The 13,936-nt window shown below is 54.3% G+C and carries 2 protein-coding genes; both read left to right on the forward strand.

Annotation, left to right across the window (positions count from 1 at the left end; genetic code table 11):
• A partial coding sequence (locus HP568_RS29805; RefSeq protein WP_254551254.1) for an SDR family NAD(P)-dependent oxidoreductase occupies positions 1–8,363 on the forward strand: 8,363 nt, incomplete at its 5' end.
• A 24-nt stretch (positions 8,364–8,387) separates the two neighbouring features.
• On the forward strand, positions 8,388–13,922 hold the full coding sequence (locus tag HP568_RS15460; RefSeq protein WP_173629525.1) for an SDR family NAD(P)-dependent oxidoreductase: 5,535 nt from the start codon (positions 8,388–8,390) through the stop codon (positions 13,920–13,922).
• The last annotated feature ends 14 nt before the right edge of the window (positions 13,923–13,936 follow it).

Genomic DNA, 13,936 nt, shown 5'->3' on the forward strand with positions numbered 1-13,936 from the left:
GACTGATGGGCAAGCAGGCGCCGGCACCTGCGTTTTGGGGCAATGCCGGTTCGGTCATTCCCGCACGAATCGCCTATTATCTTAACCTGCACGGACCGGCGGTAACCATCGACACCGCGTGCTCCAGCTCGCTTGTCGCTATCCACATGGCCTGCCAGAGCTTAAGGGCCGGGGAAACAGAATTGGCGCTGGCCGGCGGTGTTTTCATTCAGTCGACACCAAGCTTTTATGAAAGCGCCAATCAAGCGGGCATGCTGTCCGCGTCGGGACGGTGCCACACTTTTGATGAACGGGCAGATGGCTTTGTACCCGGTGAAGGTGTGGGGACTGTTGTTCTGAAGCGGCTCCGTGACGCCCAGGCCGACGGTGATTACATCTATGGCGTCATCATAGGCTCAGGTATAAACCAGGACGGTACAACGAACGGTTTAACGGCTCCAAGCGCGTTATCCCAGGAGCGTCTCGAACGGGATGTTTACGATTCATTCGGCATTGATCCAGAAAGTATACAGCTAGTCGAAGCACACGGGACCGGCACGCGATTGGGCGATCCGATCGAATATCAAGCTCTGACGAATGCGTTTCGCCATTATACGGAGCGGCGGGAGTACTGCGCCATCGGCTCCGTCAAGACCAATATGGGCCATGCTGCAGCCGCTGCGGGTATCGCCGGTTTGCTCAAGGTACTGCTGGCGCTCAAATATAAGCAACTGCCGCCGTCCTTGCATTTTATTACCGGCAACCCCGGCATTGATTTTAAAGAAAGTCCGTTTTATGTCAATACCGAGCTGAGGAGCTGGGAGGCCGAAGCAGGAAGCAGGCGCCGCGCAGCAGTCAGCTCGTTTGGGTTCAGCGGGACGAACGCGCATCTTGTTGTCGAAGAAGCCCCTGCAATCGATCGTAAGTCCATCATCAAACGGCAGGGCTTCCTGATCGTCTTGTCGGCTTGTACGCAGGAGCAACTGCGCCGGCAAGCGGAACAGCTCCTGGATTACGGTTTAGCAAACGCTGACGCCGATTGCGGCAGTATAAGCTTTACGCTGCTTACAGGGCGGAAACACTTCCATCACAGGCTGGCGCTAGTCGTCCGTGATACCCGTGAATTAGCGTCCTTGCTGTCTTCGTGGATCGGCAGTGAGGCCACGCCGCGGATATTCCAGTCCGAGCTTAACGCCAATGGCGTGCGGCAGCAGCTTGCTTTGAAACGGTATGGAAACCAGTGTATTCGCGAGCTGCAGCATGCGAACGACACCGCTGACTATATGGAGCGCTTGTCATCGATAGCCGAGCTTTACGTACAAGGTTATGAGCTTGATTATCACGAGCTGTTCGCGAAGGGAAGCAATTTCAAAATTCCGCTGCCTACCTATCCTTTTGCCGATGAACGGTATTGGGTGCCGGAAGTCAAACCGCATGCGGATGCGCAGACAGAAAGTGATACGACAATGCAAGCCGTACTCCACCCATTGGTACAAAGAAATACATCGGATCTCCAGGGCATGAAATACAGCTCGACATTTACAGGCGAGGAATTCTTCATCAGAGATCACGTCGTGAACGGCGAACCGGTTCTGCCCGGTGTCGCTTATTTGGAGATGGCACAAGCCGCGATTCGGATGATGGCGGGCGGCGAGCGGGAGAGCAGACTCGGGCTCCGTCTGAAACGAGTCGTTTGGGCACAGCCCATGACTGTGGCTGCCAAGCCTCTGGACGTTCGGATCGGGGTGAAGCAGGAACAAAACGGAGACATCAGCTACCGGGTTACGAGTCAAATCGAGAAAGAGAGCGTTCTCCATAGTCAAGGGGTAGGAGCATTTTTCGAGATGCGGGAACGACCTGTGATGTTGCTTGAAGCGTTGAAAACTACGCTGACGCAGAAGCGGTCCGTTCAGAGCTGCTACGAGGCATTTGAACGAATGGGTGTTCAATACGGTTCCGGGCAAAGAGGATTGGACGAGGTTTACACAGGGCCTGAGGGCGTCCTCGCCAAGCTCTTGCTGCCCACGAGCGTCCAGAGCACGAAGGATCACTACACGATGCACCCAAGCATGATGGATTCCGCCCTGCAAGCGGCGGTTTTCTTTATGGACGGGACGGAAGAGAACAAGATGAAGCTTCCGTTTGCAATCGATGAGCTTGAGCTGTTTGACCGCTGCGCAACGGTTATGTGGGCTTGGCTGCGGCCAACACGCGGCGAGGCTGCAGACGGCCACATTCATAAGCTTGATATCGATCTTTGTGATGAACAAGGGAACGTATGCGTGGCAATAAAGGGATTTTCGTCCCGTTTGACGGATCGGAGCGCGACGGATAATGCGAAGTCGTCGAACACGGATCATGCCTCCGAGAAATCTGACCAGACCTTGACGGATTTGCTGACTTACGTCTGGAGCGAGGCGGAAGTAGAAACAAGCGGTGTCCAGCCGCCGAACCGAACCGTAATCATTGCGGAAGACGAAAGCGTGGCCATTCGTGAAAATCAGCATGAGTGGCCGGCAGCACCGAGAATCATTCTGAATGCTTCGGATACGATCGAGGAGATGGCCCACAAGTTAAGGGTGTGCGGCGAATTCGAGCACCTGTTGTGGATTGCGGCACGGGAACCGGTCGGAGCTGCCGCTTCGGATGCTCCCATCGAAGAACAGGAAAAGGGCGTCCTTCATCTGTTCCGGCTCGTAAAGGCCTTATTGGCGCTGGGTTATGGGAGCAAGCGTATCGCCTTGAGCTTCATCACCCAGCAAGCCGTTTCGGTCCAACGCGATGACGCCGTGCGTTCTTCCGCTGCCAGCGTACACGGATTGGCCGGCGCGATCGCCAAGGAATATCCGCTATGGGCGATACGGGTTGCCGATTTGGAAGCAGGAGGCAGCCTTTCGTTTGATCAATTGTTCCGTCTTCCTGCCGACTCGGAAGGCCACGTATGGGCTTGTCGGGATAACCGGTGGTATCGTCAACAAATACTTCCGGTGGCCGCAGCCGTACCGAAACAAAGCCTTTATCGTCAAGACGGCGTTTATGTCGTCATCGGCGGTGCAGGCGGGATCGGCGAGGCGTGGACCGAATATATGATCCGCCAATATAGAGGACGAATTGTTTGGATTGGCCGGAAATCGCTGGATGAAACCATTCAGCTTAAGATTGACCGACTGGGTGCGGCTTATGGGATAGAGCCGTGGTATATTTCGGCCAATGCCAAAGACAAACAGTCTTTACAGCGGTCTATCGACGAAGTGAAGTCACGCTATGGCACAATCCATGGCGTCATCCATTCCGCGATCGTCCTGCTGGATCAAAGCTTGGCAAATATGGATGAAGCACGCTTCCGTGCGGCGCTATCGGCGAAAGTGGATATCAGTGCGCGGATGGCGCAAGTATTCGCGGCTGAGCAGCTTGATTTTATGCTGTTCTTTTCTTCTATTAATTCGTATACCAAACCGGCCGGTCAAAGTAATTATGCTTCCGGTTGCACCTTCAAGGATGCTTATGCGCACAGGCTAGGCAAGGAGCTGCCCTTCCCGGTCAAGGTGATGAATTGGGGTTATTGGGGAAGCGTAGGCGTCGTTGCCTCGGAGGAGTACCGGAAGAAAATGGCCTCGCTTGGCGTAGCTTCCATTGAACCGGACGAAGCAATGGCCGCGTTGGAATTGCTGCTTGTAGGACCATTGGACCAACTGGTGATGCTGAAGATGACAAAGCCGGTGCCGCTTGCAGGAATGCTGCATGATGAACGTCTAGTCATGCAGGCTGATCGCAGCTCACTGCTTCCAGGGATTCGAAACCGCATACAGGAAGCAGATGATTCGCGGCTTGGCCGTATACAATCCGATATGGGGCACCCCATGGCGTTGCTGGACGCTGCCATTTGCAGATTGATGTGGGCGATCTACAGAGAAGGCGGCTGGCTTAGCAGTGTGGAAGACGGTGCGTCCGGGATGCTGCCGGCCTACTACAGGTGGCATCAAGAAACCATAGCCGCCTTCGAACGGGCCGGTTATGTTCGGCGCGAGGACGGCACGGTGCGCATATTGGATACACGCCCTCTGGATTTGGATGGAGAGTGGCGGCAATGGTACCGGATGAGAAGCGAATGGAAGAGCAACGGCAATATGAATACACAAGCCGAGTTGGCAGAAAAAACGCTGCACGCCCTCCAGCGCATTTTGGTCGGGGAATTACCGGCAACGGATGTTATTTTCCCGAACGGTTCCTTTGGATTGGTGGAGTCTGTTTACAAAAACAATCTGATGGCTGATTTTTTCAATGAAGCGCTTGCGGATACAGCGGCGGCTTATGTACAGGAACGCTTGGCGCTGGACAAATCGGCCAAGATTCGGATCCTGGAGATCGGAGCGGGTACAGGAGGGACGAGTGCGGTTGTACTCAAGCGGCTGGAACCGTATCAATCCAACATGGCCGACTATCTTTACACGGATTTATCAAAGGCGTTTCTGATTCACGGAAAGCAGGCGTATGGGACGCAGGCTCCTTACTTGTCCTGCAAAATGGTTGATATTGAACGTCCACTTGCCGAGCAAGGGATTGAAGAAGGAAGCTTCGATCTTGTCATAGCAACGAATGTGCTCCATGCCACTGCACGGATAAGCCGTACGTTGCGTCATGCAAAGGCAGCCCTGCGCCCGGGCGGGTTATTGCTGATCAACGAGATCCATGCAAACCGCCTGTTCATGCACGTGACTTTCGGGTTATTGGAAGGCTGGTGGCTGCATGAGGATGCCGAAGTACGCATTCCCGGCAGTCCGGTTCTAACTACGGAAATGTGGCAGCGGCTTTTGGCGGAGCAAGGTTTCCGGAGCATCTTTTATCCGGCACGGAAAGGTCATTTTCTCGGTGCCGCTGTTATTGCTGCGGAGAGCGACGGCGTGTACCGGCAGTACCTAAACCGTTGCGCGAGCGTCCCGTCGGATTTCCAGGGGCAGGAGCCGCTCCCGATCAGCCCGTCCACAAGCGGCACAAGCGGTGCCGGTGACGTTTCGGACCGGGCGCTTGGTTCGTTTATCCAAACCGTTATTCGAACAGCGGTGGCGGATGCATTGCAAATCGATGCAGGCCGAATCCAGGACGATCGGAGCTTCTCGGATTACGGCGTCGATTCCATCATTGCGGTCAACCTCATTAATATCATTAATGAGCGCTGCGAGACGCAGCTCCAGACGACGATCATATTTGACTATAACAGCGTCGAGCGGCTATCCGATTGGCTGCTTCGCGAGCATCGGCAGGAACTGCTGAGCAAGTACCGGCAGTCGGATCAAAACGCAGCCCAATCCCCGCCGCAGGTCATGGCTGAAGAACGGGCCTCGGCGCCGGGGGCATCGGAGGACGGGTATCGAGCCGCAGAAGATACAGCTACCTTCGAGCTGGCGGAAAAGAGTCAGACGCCGCGGGTACGCCATCATATAGTCGTTGAACGCCCCGGCAGTATCGACGAGCTTCAATTGAAACAATCGGCAGTGCCGCCGCTGACGGAGCATGATGTGCTGGTTGAGGTGCGTGCCTTTTCATTGAACTTTGGCGATTTGCTTTGCGCCAAAGGTCTGTATCCAGTGATGCCGCCTTTTCCTTTTACGCCCGGCTTTGAGGCAAGTGGTGTTGTCATCGATACCGGTAAAGCAGTGACCTCCGTCCGGCGTGGTGATCAAGTGGTTGTGACCGGAGGGGAAAATATAGGCGCGCAATCGACCTACATCGTATGCTCGGAGCAGTCGCTTCTTCCAAAGCCTGACTTTCTGTCTTTCGAAGAAGCTTGTTCGCTGCCAGCAGTCGGCCTTACGATGATGGACGCCTTTCGCAAAGCGGCAGTCAAACCGGGCGACAAGGTGCTTGTTCAAACGGCGGCGGGAGGAATCGGCTTGATGGCCGTACAGCTAGCCCGCCATTACGGCGCGGAAATATACGCTACCGCAGGCTCCAAGGAAAAATTGGACTATCTTGCAGGTATCGGTGTTTCGAAGCTCATCAATTACAGGGAAGACGATTTCGAGCAGGAGATCAAGAGGCTTACGGACGGACAAGGGTTACAGATCGTTGTGAACACACTGTCCGGGGACGCGATGTCGAAAGGATTCCGGTGTTTGGCTCCGGGAGGCCGGTATATTGAGCTCGCCTTAACCGCGCTGAAGTCCGCACGGAGCATCGACTTGTCTCTGTTGAACGAGAACAGGGCGTTCTATTCCGTTGACTTAAGAGCGTTGTCAGCCGAACAACCGGCTACGATCCAGGCTTATTGGGACGAGTTGACAGCTCTGATTGCACAAGGGGTCATTCGGCCAACAATCGGCCGCGTTTACGCGCTCTCTGATTTTAAGGAAGCCTATCGTCAGTTGGAGAACCGGAAAAATATCGGCAAGATTGTAGTTCGTATACCCGGTGGCGATTACATGTCCGAACCTGAAGCAAGTTCTTCTGCTATGGAGAATGCAAGCATGTCGCAGGTTCCGACGTCTTTAGAACCTGTGGCCATTGTCGGGATAAGCGGCCGTTTTGCTCGTTCGGATTCAGTGGAGGAGCTATGGTCACATCTTGAGGCAGGAACCGATCTGGTAGAAGAAGTGACGCGCTGGGAACTTCGTGGGAGCCGTCGGGATCCGGAAGGGGTCAAAAGCTGCCGACATGGAAGCTTTCTAAGCTCAATTGATTGCTTCGATCCGCTTTTCTTTAACATTACCGGCGTGGAAGCCGATTACATGGACCCTCAGCAGCGTATCTTTCTCGAGGAATCGTGGAAAGCGCTGGAGGATGCTGGATACGCGGGATCGGGAGAGCATACGCGGCGATGCGGCGTCTATGTCGGAAGCTGCGGCAGCGATTACGCGAGATTGTTTGGAGACGAAGCGCCGGCTCAGGCGTTCTGGGGCAATGCAGGATCCGTCATACCTGCACGGATCGCTTATTACCTGAACCTGCAGGGGCCTGCGGTAACGGTGGATACAGCCTGCTCCAGTTCGCTGGTTGCGATTCATCTTGCGTGTCAAAGCCTGTGGACAAGGGAAACGGACATGGCGCTTGCGGGCGGCGTATTCATCCAATCAACGCCTGAATTTTATACCGTCTCCAATCGTGCTGGTATGCTTTCTCCCAGCGGCCGATGCCATGCTTTTGACGAAAGAGCCGATGGCTTCGTGCCTGGAGAAGGCGCCGGTGTGGTTGTTCTCAAACGTTTGAAGGATGCGCTTGCCGACGGCGATCATATTTATGGCGTGATCCGCGGCAGCGGCATCAATCAAGACGGCACGACAAACGGCATTACGGCACCAAGTGCGAATTCACAGGAACGTCTGCTGCGGCATGTGTATGATAGCTTCGGCATCAATCCGCGCCATATTCAGCTGGTGGAGGCGCATGGAACGGGAACGAAGCTGGGAGATCCGATCGAGTTTCAGGCACTGACCCGGGCGTTCCGCCATTACACGGACGATAACCGCTATTGCGCGGTCGGTTCGATTAAATCGAATCTCGGACATCCGGCTGCTGCCGCAGGCATTGCGGGCTTTTTGAAAGTTATTCTGTCATTGCGTCACAAAAAGCTGCCACCTTCACTCCATTTTGAAAAGGGCAATACAAGCATTGCTTTCGAAAATAGTCCCTTTTACGTCAATACGGAGCTTAGGGATTGGACACTTGGCGAGGGAACGAAACGAATGGCGGCCATTAGCTCATTCGGATTCAGTGGAACGAATGCGCATCTTGTTCTTGAGGAAGCTCCTCAGCCGGTTCGCAGACGGAAGGCGAGATCCGCATACTTGTTCGTGCTGTCGGGACGGACTGCCGTACAGTTGCGCCAACAGGTTGAAAGGCTGGCTGCGCACTGCCGACACTCCCCGCAGTTGGACTGCGCCTCGGTCAGCTTTACGCTGCTGGCAGGACGTAAGCACTTGAAGCACCGGTTTGCATGCGTCGCCGGTTCCCGGCATGAGCTACTCGAACGGCTTGGCGAATGGTTGGATAACGGCCATGCGCAGGACGTTGTTCAAGCAGAGCTGCAGCCTGCCGGGATGCGGGATGATGAACGGCGAATCGAGGAAGTAAATCAAAGCATCCAGGCATACCGAGACAATGCCGACGGCCTGGCACGAGAGCATCTGCTGGCTTGTGCCGAGCTGTTTGTTCACGGTTATCCGCTGGACTTACGCAAGCTGTTCCTGGAAGGGGAGCAGCAGCGGATTCCATTGCCGACATACCCCTTTGCCAAAGAAAGCCATTGGGTAAAGAAAGCGGAGCAACGGGTAGAGGCGAAGACGGATGAAAACGGCCTCAGTGATCTTCTAGATCAGTTTCTCGACGAAACCATAACGTTGGAGACCGCCGTCCAGAAAGCGGAACGAATCCTATCATCTTTGTCCTAGCAGGCTTCTAACCGGGAGGTCAATATGAGAGATTTTTTGCAAGATGTGTTGAGAGGAGTCCAAGAGGGCCGTCTGTCCAAGCCGGAGGCCCTTCGAATGTTGAACAAGTATAAGCAGAGCGCCCCATCCGCAGCAAATGATGAATACGGTGTACTGCTTTTTCGGCCGTTCGAAGAGGAAACTGCAAAGTCTCCATCGGCCCCTCCTGGGCTCAATCAGGACCGATTGATCATATTTGGCGAGTCGATCGAGGTCCGCGCTGATAAATTAAAATGCATGACAGGCAATGCCGAATGGCTTGTTCTTGAATTCTCAGAACAGCCGATCGAGCAGCGGTATGAGGCATACACACTCCAAATCGTCGACCACCTCCAGCGCCTTCTGCATAATCAAACCGGCCAGGAAACGCTTGTGCAGCTCTTCATCGCAAATAAAGAGGAGTCGCCATGGCTTGTCGGATTATACAGCTTACTGTTAACCGCACGTGCAGAAAATCCGAAGCTCACGGTAGAATGTCTCGAATGGTCGGAAAATGGTAAGGGAGATATTGCCGGTGCGCTCGAAGCAGGTGCTTGGGGGGGCGGCAGCACAAGTGCTGTCCGATCCCGGCACGGTCGCAGCTATCGTGCCGCGTGGAAGAAGGAGACAGTCCTGCAGGAGCAGGTGCGAATGCCGTGGAAAGACCGCGGCATCTATTTAATAACAGGCGGAGCGGGCGCACTCGGCCTGTTATTTGCTGAGGAAATCGCAAGGCAAGTGAGCCGGCCTGTTCTTATACTAATCGGAAGATCGGAAACGCTGAATGACGAAGCATCCGGCCGAATCGAACGGATGGCGGCTCTTGGCGCCAAGGTCGAATATAGGCAGGTTGATCTAAGCGAAGAACATCAAGTTGCTGCATTGATCGATGCAATTCGGCATCAATATGGCGACTTGAATGGGATTCTACATGCGGCAGGCATCATCCGCGATGAATATTTGTACCGCAAAACGCGTGATCAGGTTATCGAGGTGCTCGGTCCGAAGGTGAAGGGACTCGTCCATTTGGACCGGTCTAGCAAGGATATCAAGCTGGACGTGTTTGCCGTCTTCTCATCCGTAGCGGGTGTATATGGCAATGCCGGCCAAGCAGACTATGCGGCGGCGAATGGTTTTATGGATGCTTATACCGTATGGAGACAACAGTCGGACCGCAACAGGTCAGGAATGATCGCAATTAACTGGCCGCTCTGGAGATCGAACGGGATGCAGCTCGAACCCGGAGCCGAGGAAGCATTGGAACGTGAGACCGGGATGGCGGCGATGGCGGGAACGATCGGCATCCGTGCATTCTACGCTGCGCTTGCAAGCGGTGGGAGCCGGGCCATGGTACTCTACGGTGATGGTGCTAAGCTAACCCGTTTTGTAGAAAATGACCGAAGCCGCTCTTCGGCCGATCTTGTCGAAGGCGTCAGGCTGGATCCAAACTTGGACAAGCGGACGCTGAAACGGTTGATTCAATTGTTCACGGGCTATACGAGGCTCAATCCGGACAGCATTGATCCGGATGAACCGTTGGAGACGTATGGCATCGATTCGATTATGATTACCGAGTTGAACCGCAATCTCGCGAATGACTTCGGTGAGCTTTCCAAAACGTTGTTTTACGAATTCAGAACACTAAGAGGCGTAGCCGATTATTTGAGCGCAACGTATCCGCATCAATGTCTCAATTGGATTGGACTGGCCGAGAAAGATACACAGGAGAAAATTAACGCGGCGACAGCTTCGTCCTCCGGTGTGACGCCCCGTTTGTTCCCGAGCGGTGAAAGTAGTGATCAAACGGTCAGCAGATCGGCCGGCTTTGCAGGCAGGAGCGGTCAGCCGGCAGAGAAGGAACCGATCGCGATTATCGGGATGAGCGGCAGATATCCGCAGGCCGAAGATTTGGACGCGTTCTGGCGGAATCTTGCCGCAGGCATGGACTGCATAACCGAAATTCCCGGGGGGCGTTGGCCGGTCGAAGGCTTCTATGAGCCCAATCCGGAGATTGCGGTCGCCGAGGGGAAAAGCTATAGCAAGTGGGGCGGATTTCTAGAGCATGCGACAAGCTTTGATCCGCTCTTCTTTAAAATATCGCCGCTGGAGGCGTCCTGCATGGACCCTCAGGAACGGCTCTTTCTCGAAAGCTGCTGGCATGCGCTTGAGGATGCGGGCTGCACGAGAGAGCATCTGGCTTCGCAGTACGGCGGCAGAGTCGGCGTTTTCGCCGGAATAACGAAAACAGGGTTTAATCTATACGGGCCTGAGTTCAAAAAACAGGGAGAGCGCATGCTTCCCTTTACGTCTTTTAGCTCCGTTGCCAATCGAGTTTCGTATTTGTTTAACTTCAATGGTCCGAGCATGCCGATCGATACGATGTGTTCCTCTTCGTTAACCGCTATTCATGAAGCTTGCGAGCATATTTTGCGCGGGGAATGCGAATTGGCTATCGCCGGAGGCGTCAACTTATATCTTCATCCGTCTAATTATATCGAGCTTAGCGCTCATGGGATGCTGTCCACTGACGGCAAATGCAGAAGCTTCGGCAGCGACGGTAGCGGCTTCGTTCCAGGAGAAGGGGTAGGTGTTTTGCTGCTGAAACGGTTGTCGCAAGCCATTGCCGACGGTGACCGGATTCATGCCGTGATCAGAGCCACCAGCGTGAATCATGGCGGCAAGACAAATGGCTACACCGTTCCCAATCCGAATGCCCAGGGACAGCTGATCCGGCAAGCGCTCGACAAAGCCGGCATTCACAGCAGAACCGTAAGCTATATCGAAGCGCACGGTACGGGAACCAAACTGGGCGATCCGATCGAAATTACCGGGCTGACGCAAGCGTTCCGCCAAGATACGCAGGATAATCAATATTGCGCGATCGGTTCGGTCAAATCGAATATCGGTCATCTAGAGGCGGCGGCTGGTGTGGCCGGCGTAACGAAAATCGTGCTGCAAATGAAGCATCGGAAGCTCGTACCGAGCTTGCATGCGCGTACGCTAAACCCGAATATTCCGATGAAAAACACACCTTTTATGGTCCAGCAGGAGCTGGCGGATTGGGATAGACCCGTCGTTCGCCTGAACGGCAAAGAGGAAGAGTATCCGAGAATTGCGGGCATTTCTTCCTTTGGTGCAGGCGGCGCCAATGCCCATATTGTGCTCGAGGAGTATATTCCGCCTGTGAGTGAAGCCCGAAAAGAAACATCCGCTAGTGAAGAGGTGCTTATTCTGCTGTCGGCCGCCAACAAGGAGCGGCTGCATATTCAGGCGGAGAGACTGCTTTCGGCTTTGGACAGCGGATCATTGGCGGATGCAGAATTGACGGAAATCGCTTATACGCTTCAGATCGGCCGCGAGGCGATGGATGAAAGGCTTGCTTTTACCGCTGCTTCGATGGAAGAGTTGTCCCTTCGCTTACGAAATTTTTTGAATAAGACGTCGGATGACGGATCGATATACCGCGGCCATGCGAAATCGGATAAGGATCAGTTGGCCTCGATCGGAGCGGATGACGATCTTGTAAGCCTTGTAAACCGGTGGATCGAGCTCCGGAATGTTGACAGGCTTGGGGCATTATGGGTGAAGGGTCTGAAGGTAGACTGGAGCCGGATGCATGAGAACAAGCCAACTAGGCGAGTGAGTTTGCCGGGTTATCCTTTTGAACGCAAAACGTACTGGCTGCCGGGCAGCGGCAAGCGGAAGGAAGCTGAAGCTAGTCCAGACTCGGCAACTGAGAAGCAGCGCCTTATCCGCGAACCACAGAACCATCCGGAAGCGTTTGAACATGTTTTGCTTACACCTGTTTGGGAGGCTGTGCCTGTCGTGTCCGGGCCTGCGTACCCCGGAGCGAACAGCCGAAGCGTTGTGATCATCGGAGGAACGGCTGAAAGCCGGGATGCTCTCTTGGTTCATTATCCGAACGCCATTACAGTCAACGTGGGCGAAGAGGATGATATCGAGCAGATCGCTATGGTGCTGGCACGATTCGGAATCATCGATCATTTATTTTGGCTTGCGCCGCCTTCCGAATTTTTGCTTCATGACGATTCACTCCTTGCCAAGCAAAAGGCTGGAGTCCTTTTGCTATTCCGCTTGATCAAGGCGCTACTACACGCCGGATATGGCGGGAAAAAGTTGAGTGTCGATGTCCTCACCTTCCAAACCCAGCGGGCATACACGGGAGACAGGATAAATCCCGTTCATGCGAGTGTGCATGGACTGATAGGTGCGCTTGCAAAAGAATATCCCAATTGGCAGATTCGTTTACTGGATTTGGAGCCCGGCTGGGAGACTTCAATTGAAACGCTGTTGACGCTTCCTCCCGATACGGAAGGAAACACGTGGTGCTTAAGGGGACAGGAATGGCTGTGTCAAAGGCTGGCTCCTGTGAAGCTCGCCCCCGGCATGCAGCATAACGGTTACCGGAAAGGCGGCGTCTATGTCGTTATTGGCGGGGCCGGAGGTATAGGTGAAGTCTGGACGGCGTACATGATCCGCCGCTATCAGGCCCAGATAGTCTGGCTTGGACGCCGTAGGCAGGATGAGTCGATCAGCGCGTCAATCGAACGGGTGTCCGTGTCCACTACGGGACCAAAGCCATTCTATATAGAGGCGGACGCAGCGGATACCCAAGCGTTGGATCATGCTTATCAGGTCATCAAAGCACGTTTCGGCGCCATTCATGGTGTCGTTCATGCTGCAATCGTCCTGCGCGACCAAAGCCTCGCCAATATGCAGGAGGACGACTTCCGGGCAGGGCTTGGAGCCAAGATTGACGTTAGTGTACGGCTCGCGCAAATATTCCGCAAAGAGCCGCTTGATTTTGTTTTGTTTTTCTCAGGCATGATGTCCTTCGCCAGAAGGGCGGGTCAAAGCAATTATGCAGCAGGCTGCACGTTTAAGGATGCCTTCGCGATCCGTTTGGCCCGTGACTGGCCGTGTGCGGTGAAGATAATGAATTGGGGCTACTGGGGAAGTGCGGGCATTGTCGCTTCAGACGAATACCGGGCAAGGATGGAGCTTGACGGCATCGGTTCGATAACGCCTTCCGATGCGATGGAGGCGTTGGAGACGCTGCTTGCAAGTCCGATTGAGCAGATGGCATTTATTAAAGCCTCGAAGAGTGTCCTGGAAGCAGGCTTTGCTTCGGAGAGGCTAATAGACGTCATATTCGACACGCCGGGCTTCAAAGGCGATTACAGGTCAATGGTGGAACTGCCAGCACTTCCTGATCTCATTACCGGTATGAACATAGAACGAGGCCAACAGGTTCGGCCGACCGGTCAAGCCGAACCGATTTTGCATGATTTGATCGGGGAAGCGTCCCGTTTGCTGAATGTCCATCCCGAGGAAATCGACCCGAACGCTGAGTTTGCGGAATACGGATTGGATACGGTCCAGCTGGCCGAGCTTTTAAGCAAGCTTAACAGACGCTTCAAGGTGGAAGCGGAAATGCAGGCTTTCACAGATTGGACGACGTTGAACCAGATAGCACAAGCTGTGTCCCGTTTTGTCGGACGATCGGAAATCACGCCATAAGAAAGGGGCCTGTT

This window comes from Brevibacillus sp. MS2.2, from assembly GCF_013284345.1.
Taxonomy (GTDB): domain Bacteria; phylum Bacillota; class Bacilli; order Brevibacillales; family Brevibacillaceae; genus Brevibacillus; species Brevibacillus brevis_C.

What these genes read in the sequence shown, in the direction of transcription:
- HP568_RS15460 (WP_173629525.1), top strand. Translation starts at nt 8,388, where the DNA reads ATGAGAGATTTTTTGCAAGATGTGTTGAGAGGAGTCCAAGAGGGCCGT.